Origin of the sequence: Nonomuraea sp. NPDC049714 (assembly GCF_044465295.1) — a bacterium.
Lineage (GTDB): Bacteria > Actinomycetota > Actinomycetes > Streptosporangiales > Streptosporangiaceae > Nonomuraea.
In genome coordinates this window covers 185,534-202,275 of sequence record NZ_JBITLM010000011.1, presented here as the reverse complement: position 1 = coordinate 202,275, position 16,742 = coordinate 185,534, and the positions used below count along the sequence as shown (strand labels likewise).

The window sequence follows — 16,742 nt, the reverse complement described above, 5'->3', positions numbered from 1 at the left end:
ACGGCGGATCACAGCGACAGCCCCTTCGACTCGATCTTCCAGCCGGCCTCGGCGCACAGTCCGCAGTCGGGGCCGACAAAGCGTGCCCCGGCGGCCCGGTCGCCGCGCAGGACGTAGTCGAACCAGTCCGCGGCCACCTGCCAGCCCGTGGTGGCCCTGGTGCCGGAGATCAGATTGCTGTGGCCGGCCGTCGTGTCACCGGCCAGGACGGCGGGGACGTCGAGCAGGGCGTAGTTGTCGATGCTGTTCTGGTGGGCGACGTCATCCGGACCCCCGTTGACCAGCAGCGTCGGACTGTGCAGGCCGGCGAGACGGTCGCGCCCGTAGCCGCCGAAGCTCGGCTCCGGGAAGTAGCCGGTGTTGAACCCGGCGACCGCGTCGACCAAGGGGTCGGTCCCGGCGGCGAGAGCCTCGATGCCGCCGCAGCTGTGGCCGAGCACGCCGATCCGCGTCCTGTCCTCCCGCCCGCCGAACTGCTTCCGGGCCGCCTTCGACTCGGTGGCCCAGTGGGCGGCCGCGAGGAGCGCCTCGGGGTGGGCCGTCGTGTTCCCGGGGCTGTTGGGGACGGGGAACTCATCCACCGCGCCGTTGGCCACGACGACGTATCCCTGGGAGGCCAGGCCGGTGAGGAACGTGATCGCTTCGAGGTTGCTCGTCGCGCAGGCGCCGTTGCCGTAGACGATCACCGGCAGGCTGCCCTTCGGCAGTGCCTTGAGATCGGCTGGGCGGTAGACGGTGTGCCCGGGCAGCCCGTCGGCGGCCTCCCGGACCGTGGGCAGCACGGTCTGCGTCGAGGCGTCCGAGGGTGTTCTCGATGGTGGCGGATCCTGGGTGGGCGCCGCTACGGCGGCACCGGAGCCGGCGAGGACGACCGCGCCCACGGTCGCCGCCAGCAGGGTCCGCGCGGTCATGGAGCGGGCAGACATGTCGCGTTTCCTCCACGGTAGATGGGCAAGGCAGGGGGTGTTGGCTAGGCCCCGACGAGGTCCGCGAATGGCCAGCGGGACGCTTGGTCAGCTGCTGTAACGTCTATCTTCGACGTTGGTAGTGACGATCGTTCAGCTTTCTGTCGTCAATGTCAATCCCTGTGACTGCTTCTCGTTGTTCTGGTGACGCGCGGAGCGAGGGCGCCGTTCGCGCCAAGGGCAGATGGCATCAGGAAAGAAAGCCTGGAAGAGTCCTGTTCACGTGATCGGTCCTGCCATCATAAATAACAGTTATCTTGACGATCAATACAAGTACCCCCGACTATCAGGAGTGCTCAACACCCAACACATGGAGGTGCATCGTGCTCGCATCGGTCAGATCAGCCGCCACAGCCCTGTTGGCCACCGTCGCCATCGCGCTCGCCGGTCAGCCCGCCTGCGCCTCCGCCCCGCCGGTCTCCCGCGTCGAGGGCCTCCTGCCCAGCGGAGGCCGCTATCTCATCGAGGTCCCCGAGAACTGGCGGGGAGCCCTCCTGGTGTGGAGCCCCGGCTACGTCTCCACCGCCGGCCGGCCCGCCGCGAACGCCCCCGACGCCGTCACCCGGGAGTGGCTCCTGTCCCACGGCTACGCCCTGGCGGGCACTCAACCCGCGGGCAGCGGCTGGGCGGTGGCCGAGATCATGCCGGATGCCGTTGCGGTGCTGGACGAGGTACGCGCCCGGTTCGGGCGGCCCGCCCGCACGATGGCCTGGGGCTCGTCCATGGGCGGGCAGGTCGCCGCCGGCCTCGTACAGAATCACCCTGAACGCTTCGACGGCGCGCTTCCCCTGTGCGGGTCCGTCGCCGGCCCGGTCGCCATGCTGAACGCCGGCCTGGACGCCACCTGGGCGCTCAAGCAGCTCACCGCCCCCGGCTCGGACCTGGAACTCGTCCGGGTCACCGACGAGGCGGCCCGCCAGCGTAAGGGCAAGGAGATCCTGGACGCCGCCCAGGCCACCTCGCAGGGACGCGCGCGCATCGCTCTGGCCGCGTCGTTCGCTCAGCTGTCCACCTGGTCGGTGGCCGGTACGCCCAAGCCGGCCCCTGGAGATCACGCCGCCCAGCAGGAGCAGCAATACCAGGCGTTCATGTGGGCCGCCTTCTCACCTCGCCAGCCCCTGGAGCAACGCGCGGGCGGCAACTTCTCCTGGAACGACGGGGTCGACTACCGCTCGCTCCTGGCCCGCTCCGGCACCGCACGGCAGGTCAAGGCCCTGTACCGGGAGGCCGGGCTGAGCCTGGCCGACGACCTGGCGACGCTGGCCGGCGCGCCACGGATCACCGCCGACCCCGCCGCCGTGGCCTACATGGCCGCCAACGTCACCCCCACAGGCGAGCTGCGTGACCCGGTCTTCACGCTCCACGAGACCGGCGACAACGCGCCCACCGTCGTGCAGGCCGAGGCGTACGCCGACGCCGTGCGCGGCATGGGCGGCGGGAGGCTCCTGCGGCAGGCGTTCGTCGACCGCCCCGGGCACTGCGGCTACCGGCCGTCGGAGATCATCGTTTCGGCGCTGACGCTGGAACGCCGGATCACCGGCCGGGCCTGGCCCGAGACCCGGGCCGCCACGCTCAACCGCCTCGGCGCGGCCCTGGACGCCGCCTCGCCGCTCGACCTCGGCACGCCCGGCTTCGCCGAACACCGGCCCGGGAACATGCTCCGTCCTTACGCCCCCGATCGGCGATGATCCCACCGAGCCCGGGCAGCCCGCCGATCCTCCGGGGGGACCGGTCACCACGGGCTCATCCCGGTGCGGAGGGAGTAGGTGACGACGTTCAGGATGCGCTCCCGCTCGCGGTCGCCGTTCTCTTCGCGAAGGTGGGTCTCTCCGGCGGCCTCGACCGTCCCCCGCGCGATGCCGGCGAGGACGGCACCGGGCCGCAGAGCGTAGATCAGCGCCTGCACGGCCCGTTCCTTCAGCAGCAGGCGACCGTGCTCGGTGTCGTGTCCCGGGCATGCCCCGCGCGTTGAAGAGCTCCATGACAACCGTCCACGCTCCGTGCCGACCGGCCAGCATGATGCCGTCGGCCCCCTCGGCCAGGTCGTCATAAGCTTCGCCTTCGGCGTCCGCCCAGGTGGCCGGGTGGGCGGTGGCCGCGTCGCCGCCGAAACCGCGGATCAGGTCGGCGAGGGCGCGCGCCCTCCGGTGAGCATCACCGGTCACTGCGGGCCGGCGGCCACACCCAAGGGATACGTTCGCCGTCCGCCTTGTACGGCTGAATCTGGTCGGCATGGTAGAGCGCGGCCCACCAGCGCAGGGCCGGCTCCGGCCTCGACAATGCCGCCGAATCGTTCGACTCCACCCTCAAGGTCGAATACATCCACCGGCACTCACGGACTGCCACGCCGCTCCCGGCCGGCTGGGCCGCTGGCAGGAAAGACATCTTTATCGGCAGCTTTTCCGGTGTCGGGAAGCGGCGGCCGAATGTCACCATCGGAATATGTGGCGCACGATATCCGCGCTGGCGGTTCTGCTGGCAATCAGTGCCTGCTCGGACGGTGCCACCGTCCGAGAACCGCCCGATTCGTTCACCCAAACCAAAACCCAAACCGAAAGGGACATGCTCGACAGGGCCGAGCAGCTGCTTTTACGCGACTGCATGAGGAAACACGGCTTCAAGGTCTGGATGACACCACCGGATAATACGATGCCGCAGAGTTTGCAATTCCCCTACGTGCTCACGGACATTGACTGGGCAAAGAAGCACGGATACGGCGGCGACCTTCAGGAGCGGGCCGCCGCGCTGGCGGAGGCGGACCCCAACAAACGCTATTTCCAGGGGCTGTCGAAGCAGGCCCGCGCCGCCGCCCGCACCGCGCTCAACGGCCCGGCGCCGGTCGGCCTGGAGGCGAAGGTGCCTCTGGGCGGCACCATGCGGAGAAGCGACCGCGGTTGCGTCTCCGAGGCCGAGCGGCTGCTCTACGGCGACCTGCGCACGTGGTACCGGGTGACGAAGGTCACCGAGCAGCTGAGGCCGCTCCGGGCCGGAAAGGTGCTGGAAGACGCAGGGTACAAGGCGGGTCTGGCCGAGTGGTCCGCGTGCATGCGCGGCCGTGGCCACGACTATGGCCGCCCGGCGGCCGCGCGCGGGGCGATGCTGGGCGGCGCTGACAGGCATGACCGTGCTGAAGAGATCCGCACCGCGGTGGCCGAGGCGACCTGCGCGAGAGACACCGGCCTGACCAACACGGTACGGCGGCTGGACGCCCGGTACGAGCGGGACCTCGTCGCGCGGTACCGCTCCGACATCAAGGCGAAACGCGACCTGGAACTCGCCGCCCTGCCCCGGGCGGCCGCAATCATCGCTGAGCGCGATATTCGAAAGGAAGGGAAAGAATGAACACCATTCGTGCCGTGCTCCTGAGCATGGCGACCGTCGGCGCACTTCTCATCGGGATGCCCGCCGCCTCCGCGGACACCCCCGACCGCAAAACGGCGCAAGAGGCCCCGGTGGCGGCCTACAACGCCGAGCCCAGAGAGGTGGGCACCGCGGGCGTGGTCGACGGCAGATTCTGGATCTACGAGGACGCCTACGAGCAGGGCCGCGGCTGTGGATACGGCGGCGACTGGAATAACTATCAGTATTCCGGCCTTGATTGCGGGAACATGGACAACATCGCGACGTCGGTTTACAACCGCGGCTACGTCCATCAGTACGACGACGTGGTGATGTGGAGAGACCCTGGTTTCGTGGGTCCGTGGATGTGCCTGGGGCACGGCGACTATTGGCAGGATTTCACCCTGGGACGGGAAGTCTTCCACACAGGTGAAAGCGCCGACAACAAGATCAGCTCCCACGCCTGGGTCACCACCTGCGGCTGATCAGGGTCCCGGAAACGCGTAGCCCTCGTCGGGAAGGTCGGCGAGGGCTGTGCCGGCCGGGCCGGACCAGCTACGAGAGTTCGCGCTTGAGGATCTTGCCGGTGGCGGTCATGGGGAGGGCGTCGGCGATCTCGAAGACGCGGGGATACTTGTAGGCGGCCATCTGCTCCTTCGACCACTCCACCAGCTCGCCGGGCGTGGCGGTGGCGCCGGGCTTGAGCACGACCACGGCCTTGATCTCCTCGCCGTGGGACTCGTGCGGCACGCCGATGACGGCGGCCAGCGAGATCGCCGGGTGAGTGAGCAGCACCTCTTCGATCTCGCGCGGGTAGACGTTGAAGCCGCCGCGGATGATCATCTCCTTGGCCCGGTCGACGATGTAGTACCAGCCGTCACCGTCACGCTTGGCCAGGTCGCCGGAGCGGAACCAGCCGTCCTCGGTGAGCACCTCGGCGGTGGCCTCGGGGCGGTCGTAGTAGCCCTTGAAGACGTTGTGGCCCCGGATCGCGATCTCGCCGATGGCGTCGGGCGTCCAGCCGATCTCCTCCCAGCTCGACGGCTTGATGAGCTTGAGCTCGACGCCCGGGATCGCGGTGCCGATGGAGCCGGCCCGGGCGGGCGCGCCGCGCGGCTTGAAGGCCGCCACCGGCGAGGTCTCCGAGAGGCCGTAGCCCTCGGCGATGACGACGCCGAACCGCTTCTCGAACTCGTGGTGGATCTCCACCGGCAGCGCCGAGCCGCCGGCCACGGCGGTGCGCAGGTTCCTGGCGATGGCGGCCACGTCGACGCTCTCGTCGAGCGCGCCCAGCAGGCCCCAGTACATGGTCGGCACGCCCGCGAAGAAGGTGACCTGCTCCTTGAGCAGCAGCCCGAGCGCGGCCTGCGGGTCGAACCGCGGCAGCATCACCACGGTGCCGCCGAAGGCGGCCGCGCCGTTCTGGATGACGGTCTGGCCGAAGGAGTGGAACAGCGGCAGCACGCACAGGTAGGTGTCCGGGCTGGTCCCGTCGGCGCCGAAGAGCTGGTCGGAGACCAGCGCGTTGTCGCGCATGTTGCGGTGGCGCAGCTCGGCGCCCTTGGGCCGGCCGGTGGTGCCGGAGGTGTAGAGGATGACGGCGGTGTCGTCCTCGTCGGTGGCGACCGTGTCGAACGTGGCCGGCTGCGCGGCGATGGCGGCGCCGAAGGTCTCGGTGCCCTCGATCGGGCTCGGCGCGGCCGGGTCGACGGTCACCACGAAGAAGTCCTTGGTGCTCTCGGTGGCCTGGAAGCCGGCGTACGCGTCTCGGCCGATGGGCAGCTCGGGGGTGCCCTGGAAGGCGAACAGCGCGACGGCGTCCGAGTCGCCGAGATGGTAGGCGACCTCGCGGCCCTTGAGCAGCACGTTGAGCGGTACGACGGTGGCGCCGGCCTTGAGGATGCCGTTGTAGACGATGGTGAAGAACGGCAGGTTGGGGATCATCAGGGCGATCTTGTCGCCCGGCTTCACGCCGCGGGAGACCAGCAGGTTGGCGACCTGGTTGGCCGCACCGTTGACCTGGGCGTAGTTCAGACGAGTCTCGCCGAGAACGATCGCAGCACGGTCGGGATACTTGGCTGCGCTTGATTCGAGCAGCGAGGACAGGTTGTACGACGGCACGGGCCCTCCATCACAAGACCGGGTTTTCGCCAACCTATAGAGTTCGACGCGTGGCGATCGTCACACCATTCGGGGAGGCATGCCCCCTGATCGGGGGATTCAACCGTCGGCGTACCAGTGGTAGATGGTTGCAGATGGCCGATGTGGAGGATGCCCGTACCCCCGTAGCGCGCTTGTCCGCGCGACGAAGGGAAGTGCCCGATGTGATGCAGTCGCTCGCCCGGCAGGCTCGGCTCATCGCCCTTGCTTGCCTGCTGGTCGACGTCGTGATGTTCGCCGTGGCGACGCCCGACCTGCCCGGCGCGCTCCGGATCGGCGGGTTGATCACCATTGTGTGTGTGGATGCCGCACTTGCGCTCCCTCCCCGATACTCGGGGCAAGTGGCCGTCGCGCACGCGGCCACTGCTGTCGGCTTGGCCCTTCTGCTCCAGGCGACGCCCGGCGCGGATTGGGATCTGATCGGCAGCGTGATCGCGGCGTACCGCACCGGCGCCTGGCTGCGTGACAGGTCGAGCATCGGCGCCGTCATCGTGCTGGCGGCCGGCATCGCGATCGCGGAGTCGGTGGCCGGTCCCGGCGACATGCTCGCGGCCGTCACAGGAGTGGTGAAGGATGCGTTCATTCCTTGGCTGGTCGGCCGGTATACCTCAGCGCGCCGTGGCTACATCGCGGAGCTGCACCACAACCGTGAGATGGAGGTGCGCGACGCCACCGCCGAGATGGAGAGGGCTGCGGAGAGATTGAGGACGTCGATCGCGCGTGACCTGCACGATGTCATCTCCCACCACGTGAGCGCGATCGGTGTGCACGCGGGTGCGGCACGTCTCAAGCTCGCCGCTCGGCCCGAGTGCGCTGATCCGGACATCATCGACTCGCTCACAGCCGTCGAGGCGTCCAGCCGATCGGCGATGCTCGACCTCCGCCGGGTGCTCGACATCTTGCACAGGACCTCCGATTCGACCAGCCAGATCGGCCTCGGCAATCTGGACGAACTGTTCGACGGTGTCCGGCGCTCGGGCTTGGCCATCCGGTTCCAGGTGACGGGCATGCCGCGCGAGCTGCCCGGTTCGGTCGACATCGCGCTGTACCGGATCGCCCAGGAAATGCTGACCAACGCACTGCGCTACGGAGACGGGACCACGGTGGACGTCGATCTCGACTTCGGCGAGAACCACGTGGTGCTGAGCGTGCGCAACGGCATCGGCCCACGCCAGGAGCGAGCCGACCGTCCCTCGACCGGGCGTGGGCTGGTGGGCATCCGGAGCCGGGTGGCCCTGTTCGGCGGCACCGTCTCACACGGACCCGACGGCAGCGGAAAGACTTGGGAGACCAGGGTGAGCGTATGCTCTGACGCGTCATCGTCAGGAGAAGCACTGTGACATCTCGCATCCTCATCGCCGATGACCACGCGACCTTCCGCTCCGGGTTGCGCGCCATCCTCAGTACTCAGCCGGACCTGGAGTGCGTGGCCGAGGTCGCGGACGGGCGCGCCGCGGTCTCGGAAACGCTCCGACTGCGGCCGGACCTGGCGATCCTCGACGTCCGAATGCCCAAGTTCGACGGCCTCGCAGCAGCAGCCGAGATCAGGGCGTCGGGACTGACCAGCGTCCGCATTCTCATGCTCACCACCTACGACAGCGACGAATACCTCCATAGTGCCCTGACCGCGGGAGTGCAGGGCTTCGTGCTCAAGAGCCTGCCCGCCGAGGAGCTCATCGCCGCGGTCAAAGCCGCGGCTCGCGGCGACGCCTACGTCGACCCGTCCGTCGTTCGGCGGCTCACCTCACGCATCGCCGACGCGATCGCTCCGGTCGAGCAGTCGGTCCAGACGCTGCCACCAGGGATGGCCCAGCTGACCGCGCGCGAACACGAGGTGTTTCTGCTGCTCGCTGAGGGGTTGACCAATCAAGAGATCGCCGCGACCCTCTACATCGGCGACGAGACGGTCAAAACGCACGTCTCACGGATCCTCACGAAACTGAAGCTGCGCGATCGGGTGCACGCGGTGCGTTACGCCTACCGGTATGGCATCGTCCGCGTCGCCGACGAACTGGACGGCTGACGTCATCGACCTGCCAGGTTCTGCTCGCGGAGAACCTGGCAGGTGTCGCACGCGTCCACGGCGCAGGGCGCTGGGGTCACCACCCCGGCGACTCATCGACCGCGGCACCGCGGAATGTTGCCGTCATGGTCCCGGGCAGGAGCGTGGCCATGTGGACGGGGGTCGCCGCACCGTCGGCCAGTGTGCGTTCACCGCGCCGGTCGGTGGACGCGTTGATGTCGGTCGGTACCCGGCCGGGAGTGACCGCGTTGACCTGGATACCGTCTGCTCGCAAGGCCTCGGCGTACAGGAGCGTGAGCACGTTGAGCGCGGCCTTGGAGGAGCTGTAGGTGAGTGCTCCGGTCGTGCGCTGCGGGCTGTCCGGGGCGCTCAAGGCGGTCAGCGACCCGAGGCGACTGGACATGTTGACGATCCGCCCGTTCGCCGACTTTCGCAGCAGCGGGATGCAGGCCGAGGTCACGGTGACGACGCCGAAAACGTTGACCTCGAAGGTGGCGCGCATCTGGTCCGCGGTGATGTCGGGGACCGCGGTGCCGATCTCGCTTGAGATGCCCGCGTTGTTGACCAGGACGTCAAGGCGGCCGGACTCAGCGTCGATCGTCGCGACCGCGGCCGCGACGGAGCCCACGTCGGTGACATCGAGCTGGACGAATCGAACATCGCCGCCGCCGGCAGCCAGCTCATCGGCCGCCTCCCGGCCACGGGTCTCGTCCCGGGCGCCGAGATAGACCCGCATACCTCGGCCCGCCAGTTGCCGCGCGATCTCGCGGCCCAGGCCCTTGTTCGCGCCCGTGACCAGGGCGATGTCGGTGGTGGTCATGCCCGTCCGGCCAGCGCGCGCTGGACGTTCGCCCGCACTTCGGCGAGATTCGGGTATCCGTTCACGGCCATCAGCAGGTCCGCCTCGGCCAGGAACATCCGGAGCAGATGAATCAGGCCGGGCACGCCACCGAGCGCGAGTCCGTAGACGTAAGGGCGACCTATGCCCACCATGGTCGCGCCGAGGGCGAGCGCCTTGACCACATCGGTCCCGCTGCGCACGCCGGAGTCGAACAGCACCGGGACCCGGCCCTCGCACGCCGCGGCGACCGCCGGCAGGAGCTCCAGGGCGCTGAGGCCGCCGTTGGCCTGGCGGCCACCGTGGTTGGAGCAGTAGATGCCGTCCACGCCGGCGTCGATGGCGCGACGAGCGTCGTCCGGGTGCGCGATGCCCTTGAGGATGAGCGGCAGATCGGTCAGGGAGCGCAGCCACGCGAGGTCGGCCCAGGTCAGCGGGTTGCCGAAGATCTGTGCCCAGGTGCTCACGATCACCTGCGGATCCTCGCTGAAACCGACGAGCCGGCGGAAGACCGGATCGCTGGTGTAGTTCTTCAGTACGTGTCCGCGCAGCTGCGGGAAGTTGCCCGAAGCCAGGTCCCTTGGCCGCCAGCCCGGGAGCCACGTATCAAGGGTCACCGTGATCCCGCGATAGCCGGCCTGGACCGCGCGCTCGATCAGGCTGGCCGCGAGATCACGATCCTTGGGCGTGTAGAGCTGGAAGAAGCTCGGGGTTTCGCCGGCATGCGGGATGACGTCCTCCAGCGGATCCTCCATGAGCGTGGAGAACATCGCCGGCACACCGGTGGCGGCCGCCGCCTGGGCGATGGCGATGTCACCGTGCCGATCAGGGGTCACCAGACCGGCGACCCCGACCGGCGCCATGAAGACCGGGGTGGGGAAGGTATGTCCCCAGGCGGTCACCGACAGGTCCCGGTCGCTCGCACCGACCAGCATCCGGGGCACAAGTCCCCACTGCGCGAAAGCGTCGACATTGCGACGTTGGGTCGCCTCGTCCCCCGCACCGCCGGCGATGTAGGACAGCAACGACGGGTCGAGCGCGGCGACCGCTCGACGTTCGAGCGTCGCGTAGTCCATCGGGAAATCAGAGACGCGCCCGTTCAGAGCGTTGAAGTAGATTTCCAGCTGATAGTCACCGAACGCCTGACTCATGTCATTCGCCCCTCACCCGGTCGTCGACACATCACGTGAGCTCGACATCGAGGAGGTAGGCGTACTGCTGCCCGGAGTGCAGGTCCCGCTCCTCGATGCCACCCTGAGGAGATCGCCTGGGGTAGGAGATCTTCAAGACCTTCATCTGCGGAACCGGGTAGAGAGAGATCGTGTCCGCCTCGACCCCATAGATTGCCGCGATCGACTCGGCGCTCAGCGAGGGGCTCTGGGCATAGCGATCGTAGTTCTCCTGGCCGTCGAACATCAGGTCGATGGTGACCCAGAACGGGCCCGCCACCTTCGACCTGACGTGATGACAGACTTCACGGACCTTAGGCATTGGCTGCCACCTTCACTTTCAGATCATCAAGCATCTGGATGCGAACCAGTTCCAGGGGGTCATCGACGCTGACCACGTGGTTGAGCACGAACTGGAAGACGCGGCCGCGATCGATGTCGCCCGGCGTGAACGGCCAGCCGTAGCTGGGCAACTCCATGCCCAGGCGAAGCGGCATGTGGAAGAAGTACGGGTTGCAGGCTTTGGCGATGTGGCTTGCCAGCTCCTGGGTCTGGGCGGTGATGACGCACATCATGCCGATCTCGAGCGGGACCGAACCGGGAGGCGGCGCCATTCCGCTCACCCCGTTCCAGCCGTACATGCGCAGCGAGATGTCGAAGTCATCCCGGCTCAGGCCCGTGGCCGAGATGGCACGCTTGGTCAGCGTCGTCAGCATCATGTCGTGGAACACCGCAGGCTCGGCGAGCACGTCGGGGTCGACGATCCCGACGATCATGATCGTCTGGAACAGGTCCCCGGAGGCGCCTTCCAGTTTCATCGTGTACGGCCGCGGAACCCACTTCGATCCCGTCACCCGCACCTTCGACTCGGTCAGCTGGACATACTCACACTCGGTGACATCGAGCTCGCCACCCGGCTCGGTCAGCCGCCACGGGTTCTTGTTCTCGTACAGCAGGTGCCCCGCGATGCCCTCGACCAGCGCCCTGAACTGCGGATCGACCGGCTCGACCGCGAACCCGTCGGCATCGATCTCGAGGAGCACACCACGCTGTCCGGTGTTGGCCGTGGTTGCCTGGCCGCCACACTCGGCGATCTTGCCCGCGTGCCAGCTCGGCCCGGCCGGTGCGCCCTTCCACAGTGCGAACGCCCCGATCACCGCCGGATCGGAGGTCCGGCCGCCGATGATGATGTCGGCGCCCGCCTCCAGCGCCGCGAAGTAGGGCTCCGGCCCCATCAGCGCGACGATGTGCAGGCACTGATCGATGGTGGCCTCATCGAGGTCGTCCAGCGGGGGCAGGTTGGAGATCTTGCCCTCGGCGAGCTTCTGCTTGATCAGCTGCGGTCGCTGCTCGGAGTAGAGCAGCGCGATCCTCGGCGTGTATCCCTTCTCGCGGGCGATCTCCAGGACGATGTCGCGGGTCCAGTCGACGTTCAGATCGCCTCCGGCCTGGCCGGACGTGCCGATGAGAATGGGAATGTCCGCCTGCTGCTGGGCACCCATCAACAGCTGGAGGTCCTTCTTGACCGAGCCCCGGTCGTTCTTGGACATCCCGGTGGCCAGATAGGCCGCACCGGCGTCGGTCGAGCCGGCGTCCAGAGCGATCGCATGGGGGTTGCGTGCCAGCGCGTAGCCGATCTCCTCCGGGAAGATCCCGACACCGAGGGAGCCCTGGGGCACGTAGATCCTGATCGATTCCAATGCTGATCCTTTCTTACCGCCGCAGCGGGTCAGTGCTGGTTGGGTGGGACGTCGCTGCCGGTCTTGCCGACCAGGAAGTCGAGGTCGCAGCCGTCGTGGGCCTGGTTGACGGTGTCGATGTAGAGCTTCGCGTAGCCCCGCGTCGCCTTCGGTTCAGGCGCCGGCCGTTCCCCCGAGCGCCGCGTCAGTTCCTCGCCGGAGACCAGGAGTTCGAGCCGGCGACCGGCGACATCGAGTTCGATGACGTCACCGTCACGCACGACGCCCAGCAGACCGCCGACCGCCGCTTCTGGCGAGACGTGGAGGACGACCGCACCGAAGGCGGTGCCACTCATGCGCGCGTCGGAGATCCGGACCATGTCCTTGACCCCCTGAGCCAGGAGCTTGGCCGGAATCGGGATCATGCCCAGCTCGGGCATGCCGGGAAAACCCCTGGGCCCGCAGTTCTTGAGGACCAGGATCGAGTCGGCATCGACCTCGAGATCAGGGTGGTCGATGCGGGCGTTGAGATCGTCCTGGTTCTCGAACACGACGGCCTTACCGCGGTGCTTGAGCAGGCGCGGTTCTGCCGCGGACGGCTTGATGACCGCGCCCTCGGGGCAGAGGTTTCCGCGAAGGACCGCAATCCCGGAATGTGCCTTGAAAGGGTCATCGAGCCTGAAGATGACGTCGCGGTTATGGCACTTCGCCTGGTCGTTGTTCTCCGCGAGACTCTTGCCGGTCACGGTCAAGGCGTCACCGTTGAGCAGCCCGCCTTCGCACATCTCCCGGATGACTGCCGGCAGCCCCCCGGCCTCATGGAAGTCCTGCATCAGGTACGTGCCGGATGGCTGGATATCGACCAGCGTCGGGATGTCCTGTCCGATCGCGTGCCAGTCCTCGATGTCCAGCGGGACGTCCATGCGCCGGGCGATCGCGGTCAGATGGATCACGGCATTGGTGGATCCTCCGATCGCCGCGTTGACCTTGATCGCGTTCTCGAAGGCCTCCCGGGTCAGCACCTTGTCCAGCGTGAGGTCCTCGCGCACCATGTCGACGATGCGGCGTCCCACCATCCGGGCGAGTACCCGGCGGCGCGCATCGACGGCGGGGATCGCCGCGTTGTCGGGAAGCCCGACGCCCAACGCCTCCACCATCGCTGCCATGGTCGAGCCCGTGCCCATCACGTTGCACACGCCGACGGTGCGGTTGAGGCAGGACTCCGCTTCTTCCACGTCGTCGATGCTCGCGCGGCCGGCCCGCAGGTCGGCCCCCAGGTTCCAGGCGTCCTTGATGCCGAAGGGCCTGCCGCGGAAACTACCGTTGAGCATCGGCCCGGCCGACAGGCCGATCGTCGGGAGGTTCACGCTGGCGGCGCCCATCAGCAGCCCCGGCGTGGTCTTGTCGCAGCCCATCATCAGCACGACGCCGTCAAGCGGATTGGCTCGCAACGTCTCCTCGACATCCATGCTGGCGAGGTTGCGCAGCAACATGGCGGTGGGACGGGTCAGCGTCTCTCCCGTCGAGATGACGGGGAATTCCATGGGGACGCCGCCGGCCTCCAAGATGCCCTCGCGAACGTGTTGAGCCAGCTCGCGGAAGTGCGAGTTGCACGAGGTGAGGTCGGACCAGGTGTTGCAGATGCCGATGACCGGGCGACCGTCGAAATGGTCTTTCGGCACGCCACGGCTCCGCACCCAGCTCCTGTGGGTGAAACCCTTGGCCCCTTCGCCGCCGAACCAATCCTGTGATCGGAGATCAGCCACGGTTTCCCCTCTGCTGTCCATCACGGAATCGCTCGAGTTCGGGCAGGTAGCCGATCGAGTTCTCCTCCAGGGTCGTCCCGAAGTTGCGCGCCAGGCAGGACTGGAGAACGTAGAGTCCGTACACCAGCATCAGGTCGGTGATTGCCTCCGAGCCGAACTGGTCGAACGCGTTCCAGTTCGCATCCGAGATGCGGTTCTGGTGGTACATCTCGTCCACGGCGCTGACGACGACCCGGTCGAAGTCCTTCAGCGACGCGCTCTGCGGGCCCTCGGCCACACCAGCGAGGTCGTCGTCGGTCACGCCCAGCGCCAAGCAGGCCTTACGGTGCTGTGACCACAGATACTCGCTGTCGCACAGCCAGACCGTGCGCATGGCCGCGAGCTGCCACACCCGAGGGGGCAGGCACGTGTCGTCGATCGCGCGCTTGCCGAACGGTGCGATCGACCTGAGGAACTCGGGGTAGTTGATCATGGCCTTCTGGAGCTTCGAGGTGGTCGGCTTGCCGCGCCGTCCCATCCGGTTCGCCTGCTCGATCTGCTGGGGGCTCAGCAGCGCGTAGTCGGCTTCGAAGACCCGCTTGGGCACCTGACGCGGAGCCGTCAGATCCGTGCCGGCCGTGGTGCTCGCTCTGGGCATTCCCCACCCGGCGAGGCCGTCCTCCACCTCGACACCCATGCTGTTGACCGCAGCCGAGAGCGTGACGAAGAAGCCGTAAGTCGTCATGATGTCCATGACCGCATTCGGTCCGAGCCGGCCTACCCGGTACCATTTTTCGTCGCTCAGATAATGCGTGTCATGCATCTCGTCCACCGCCTCGACGACATGTTTTTCGATGCTGTTCAGAGCGTCCTGATATTCACCCGTGGCAATCGCGCGGACTTCGGAGTCGGTGATCCCGATCGCGACGCCCTCCTCGCGAACATGCGCCCAGAGATATTCGCAACCGCACAGCCAGGCCGTGCGCAGTGACGCCATGAGGGCCAGACGCTTCGGAAGGTCGCTGGTCAACGTGACCCTGGTGCCGATCCTGCCGATGGAGCGGGCGAATTCGGGGTAGTTGAGGAAGGTCTTCATCATGGCGGAGGCGCTCTCCTGCGCCTCCTCGCCATACGGACCCATCTTGATCCGGACCGCTTCCTGTCTTTCGGAGAGGCTGCCGAAATCCACCGGGCGCACACGCGTGGGGTATTGCATGGTCTGTCGATCTCCTAGGTTGAATCATCTCGGTCGAGCCGGCCTTACATCAGGGGCGGCACGATCGCATCGATCAGGTGGGGGCCGGGCTCGGCCAGTGCGAGCCGGAACTGTTCTGCCAGCTCCTCGGCGGTCGTCGCCCGGGTCGCGGGCACGCCCATTCCCTCGGCGATCTTGACGAAGTCGATGTCGGGCCGGGAGAGGTCGAGCAGCTCGCCGGCCTTGGGGCCAGGACCCTGGACGCCGACGCGCTGCAGCTCCAGGCGCAGGATCGCGTAGGCACGGTTGTTCAGCAGCACCGTGGTGACGTCGAGGTTCTCGCGAGCTTGCGTCCACAGCGCCGAGATCGTGTACAGCGCGCTGCCGTCGGACTGGAGGTTGATGACCGGCCGGTCCGGTGCGGCGACGGCGGCACCGGTGGCGACCGGCATGCCGTAGCCGATCGCACCGCCGGTCAGGGTCAGCAGATCGTGCCGTGGGGCGCCGGCGGTGGCGGGCGGCAGCAGCAGACCGGAAGTGTTCGACTCGTCCGCGATGATCGCGCGGTCGGGCAGCAGCGCGCCGATCACGTCGGCCCAGCTCCGCAGGGTCAGTGGCCCGGCCGGTAGCTCGGGCCGGATGGCCTCTTGGAGCACGGGCCGGGTCTCCGCCGCGACCAGGTCCGCCAGGTCTTCCAGCGCTCGCGGGACGTCGTGCCCACCGTCGGCCAGGAAGTGGACCTGGGCGCCCTCAGGAACCAGGTCGCTCGGCCTGTCCGGGTAGGCGAAGAACGACACCGGCGGTCTCGTTCCGGCAAGGATCAGGTGCCTGATCCCGTCGAGCTGCTGGACGACCGATTCGGTGAGGTAGGCGAGCCGTTCCACGGCCGGCAGGCCGGCACCGCGCTCCAGGCGCGCGGGGAACGTCTCGACGAACGTCTTCGCCCCGGTCGCGGCGGCGATCCGGCTGGTCGCGCGTAGACCGGCCTCGCGGCAGGCGCTGCCCCCGATGAGCAGGGCCACCGGCTCGCCGCTGGTCAGCACCTCGGCGAGCTGCCGAAGGGTGGCCGCGTCGACGGGCTGCGGCTCCCTGGGCGGGACGGGAGCGGCGATCACGCCGCCTTCGCCCCAGGAGACGTCGGCCGGCAGGATCAGCGTCGCGATCCGGCCGGGTGGGTCCTGGGAGGCCGCGACCGCGCCGGCGGCGTCGGCGCCGATGCCCTCGGTGTGCTCGGATCGCCGGACCCAGCCGTTGAGGGTCCCGGCGACGGCTTCGATGTCCGACTCGAGCGGGGCGTCGTACCGCTTGTGGTAGGTCGCGTGGTCGCCGATCACGTTGACGATCGCCGAGTGCGCGCGACGCGCGTTGTGCAGGTTGGCCAGCCCGTTCCCGAGACCCGGTCCGAGGTGCAGGAGCGTCGCGGCCGGCCTGCCCGCGATCCTGGCGTAGCCGTCCGCGGCGCCGGTGGCGACGCCTTCGAACAGTCCGAGCACGGCCCGCATCTCGGGAACGCCGTCGAGCGCGGCCACGAAGTGCATCTCCGACGTGCCCGGGTTGGCGAAGCAGACGTCCACCCCGGCCTCGACGAGCGTGCGGATCAGCGACTGCGCACCATTGATCTTCATCAGC

At 68.1% G+C, this 16,742-nt stretch carries 16 protein-coding genes; 5 read left to right on the top strand and 11 right to left on the bottom strand.

The window, feature by feature from the left end; all coding sequences use genetic code 11:
* Positions 1–8: 8 nt before the first annotated feature.
* The gene (locus tag ACIBQX_RS36120; protein WP_397012611.1) at positions 9–926 is read right to left on the bottom strand and encodes an alpha/beta hydrolase family protein; all 918 of its coding nucleotides are present in this window, start codon (positions 924–926) and stop codon (positions 9–11) included.
* A gap of 362 nt (positions 927–1,288) precedes the next feature.
* On the opposite strand from ACIBQX_RS36120, the gene ACIBQX_RS36115 reads away from it, so the two are divergent.
* Positions 1,289–2,653, top strand: a complete 1,365-nt coding sequence (locus ACIBQX_RS36115; protein ID WP_397012609.1) for a hypothetical protein — start codon at positions 1,289–1,291, stop codon at positions 2,651–2,653.
* 44 nt (positions 2,654–2,697) lie between these two features.
* Here the strand turns inward: ACIBQX_RS36115 and ACIBQX_RS36110 are convergent, their stop codons facing one another.
* Together ACIBQX_RS36110 and ACIBQX_RS36105 are read right to left on the bottom strand one after the other, a co-directional pair.
* Positions 2,698–2,871: a hypothetical protein gene (locus ACIBQX_RS36110; RefSeq protein ID WP_397012607.1), complete on the bottom strand. Its 174-nt coding sequence runs from the start codon at positions 2,869–2,871 to the stop codon at positions 2,698–2,700.
* 248 nt (positions 2,872–3,119) lie between these two features.
* Positions 3,120–3,401, bottom strand: coding sequence for a hypothetical protein (locus ACIBQX_RS36105; RefSeq protein WP_397012605.1), 282 nt, complete (start codon positions 3,399–3,401; stop codon positions 3,120–3,122).
* 6 nt (positions 3,402–3,407) lie between these two features.
* Between ACIBQX_RS36105 and ACIBQX_RS36100 the strand changes: the two genes are divergently transcribed.
* Together ACIBQX_RS36100 and ACIBQX_RS36095 are read left to right on the top strand one after the other, a co-directional pair.
* Positions 3,408–4,307, top strand: coding sequence for a hypothetical protein (locus ACIBQX_RS36100; RefSeq protein ID WP_397012603.1), 900 nt, complete (start codon positions 3,408–3,410; stop codon positions 4,305–4,307).
* Positions 4,304–4,789 carry a hypothetical protein gene (locus ACIBQX_RS36095; protein WP_397012601.1) on the top strand — a complete coding sequence of 162 codons (486 nt, stop codon included), beginning with the start codon at positions 4,304–4,306 and terminating at the stop codon, positions 4,787–4,789. The genes ACIBQX_RS36100 and ACIBQX_RS36095 overlap by 4 nt, the downstream gene beginning before the upstream one ends.
* 70 nt (positions 4,790–4,859) lie before the next feature.
* Here the strand turns inward: ACIBQX_RS36095 and ACIBQX_RS36090 are convergent, their stop codons facing one another.
* Positions 4,860–6,425: a long-chain fatty acid--CoA ligase gene (locus ACIBQX_RS36090; RefSeq protein ID WP_397012599.1), complete on the bottom strand. Its 1,566-nt coding sequence runs from the start codon at positions 6,423–6,425 to the stop codon at positions 4,860–4,862.
* A gap of 50 nt (positions 6,426–6,475) precedes the next feature.
* On the opposite strand from ACIBQX_RS36090, the gene ACIBQX_RS36085 reads away from it, so the two are divergent.
* Both ACIBQX_RS36085 and ACIBQX_RS36080 read left to right on the top strand, forming a co-directional pair.
* Positions 6,476–7,804: a sensor histidine kinase gene (locus ACIBQX_RS36085; protein WP_397012597.1), complete on the top strand. Its 1,329-nt coding sequence runs from the start codon at positions 6,476–6,478 to the stop codon at positions 7,802–7,804.
* Entirely contained in the window at positions 7,801–8,487 is a 687-nt protein-coding gene (locus ACIBQX_RS36080) for a response regulator (RefSeq protein WP_397012595.1), read from the top strand. The genes ACIBQX_RS36085 and ACIBQX_RS36080 overlap by 4 nt, the downstream gene beginning before the upstream one ends.
* A gap of 76 nt (positions 8,488–8,563) precedes the next feature.
* Here ACIBQX_RS36080 and ACIBQX_RS36075 read toward each other — a convergent pair whose 3' ends face one another.
* Genes ACIBQX_RS36075 through ACIBQX_RS36045 form a run of 7 tightly spaced genes read right to left on the bottom strand, consistent with a single transcriptional unit; the run spans position 8,564 to position 16,738 of the window.
* The gene (locus ACIBQX_RS36075; protein ID WP_397012593.1) at positions 8,564–9,307 is read right to left on the bottom strand and encodes an SDR family oxidoreductase; all 744 of its coding nucleotides are present in this window, start codon (positions 9,305–9,307) and stop codon (positions 8,564–8,566) included.
* A complete protein-coding gene (locus ACIBQX_RS36070; RefSeq protein ID WP_397012591.1) occupies positions 9,304–10,476 on the bottom strand; it encodes an alpha-hydroxy-acid oxidizing protein in 1,173 nt (390 codons plus the stop codon). The genes ACIBQX_RS36075 and ACIBQX_RS36070 overlap by 4 nt, the downstream gene beginning before the upstream one ends.
* A 31-nt stretch (positions 10,477–10,507) precedes the next feature.
* Entirely contained in the window at positions 10,508–10,816 is a 309-nt protein-coding gene (locus tag ACIBQX_RS36065; RefSeq protein ID WP_397012589.1) for a DUF4387 domain-containing protein, read from the bottom strand.
* Positions 10,809–12,194 (bottom strand): acyclic terpene utilization AtuA family protein, encoded by a 1,386-nt coding sequence (locus tag ACIBQX_RS36060; protein ID WP_397012587.1) that lies wholly within the window; start codon positions 12,192–12,194, stop codon positions 10,809–10,811. The genes ACIBQX_RS36065 and ACIBQX_RS36060 overlap by 8 nt, the downstream gene beginning before the upstream one ends.
* Before the next feature lie 29 nt (positions 12,195–12,223).
* Positions 12,224–13,960, bottom strand: coding sequence for an IlvD/Edd family dehydratase (locus ACIBQX_RS36055; RefSeq protein ID WP_397012585.1), 1,737 nt, complete (start codon positions 13,958–13,960; stop codon positions 12,224–12,226).
* On the bottom strand, positions 13,932–15,134 hold the full coding sequence (locus tag ACIBQX_RS36050) for a carboxymuconolactone decarboxylase family protein (RefSeq protein ID WP_397012583.1): 1,203 nt from the start codon (positions 15,132–15,134) through the stop codon (positions 13,932–13,934). The genes ACIBQX_RS36055 and ACIBQX_RS36050 overlap by 29 nt, the downstream gene beginning before the upstream one ends.
* A 44-nt stretch (positions 15,135–15,178) precedes the next feature.
* Entirely contained in the window at positions 15,179–16,738 is a 1,560-nt protein-coding gene (locus ACIBQX_RS36045) for an acetolactate synthase large subunit (RefSeq protein ID WP_397012581.1), read from the bottom strand.
* Positions 16,739–16,742 lie beyond the last annotated feature (4 nt).

What these genes read in the sequence shown, in the direction of transcription:
- ACIBQX_RS36100 (WP_397012603.1), top strand. Translation starts at nt 3,408, where the DNA reads ATGTGGCGCACGATATCCGCGCTGGCGGTTCTGCTGGCAATCAGTGCC.
- ACIBQX_RS36065 (WP_397012589.1), bottom strand. Translation starts at nt 10,816, where the DNA reads ATGCCTAAGGTCCGTGAAGTCTGTCATCACGTCAGGTCGAAGGTGGCG.
- ACIBQX_RS36045 (WP_397012581.1), bottom strand. Translation starts at nt 16,738, where the DNA reads ATGAAGATCAATGGTGCGCAGTCGCTGATCCGCACGCTCGTCGAGGCC.
- ACIBQX_RS36070 (WP_397012591.1), bottom strand. Translation starts at nt 10,476, where the DNA reads ATGAGTCAGGCGTTCGGTGACTATCAGCTGGAAATCTACTTCAACGCT.
- ACIBQX_RS36075 (WP_397012593.1), bottom strand. Translation starts at nt 9,307, where the DNA reads ATGACCACCACCGACATCGCCCTGGTCACGGGCGCGAACAAGGGCCTG.
- ACIBQX_RS36095 (WP_397012601.1), top strand. Translation starts at nt 4,304, where the DNA reads ATGAACACCATTCGTGCCGTGCTCCTGAGCATGGCGACCGTCGGCGCA.
- ACIBQX_RS36120 (WP_397012611.1), bottom strand. Translation starts at nt 926, where the DNA reads ATGTCTGCCCGCTCCATGACCGCGCGGACCCTGCTGGCGGCGACCGTG.
- ACIBQX_RS36050 (WP_397012583.1), bottom strand. Translation starts at nt 15,134, where the DNA reads ATGCAATACCCCACGCGTGTGCGCCCGGTGGATTTCGGCAGCCTCTCC.
- ACIBQX_RS36055 (WP_397012585.1), bottom strand. Translation starts at nt 13,960, where the DNA reads ATGGACAGCAGAGGGGAAACCGTGGCTGATCTCCGATCACAGGATTGG.
- ACIBQX_RS36105 (WP_397012605.1), bottom strand. Translation starts at nt 3,401, where the DNA reads ATGGTGACATTCGGCCGCCGCTTCCCGACACCGGAAAAGCTGCCGATA.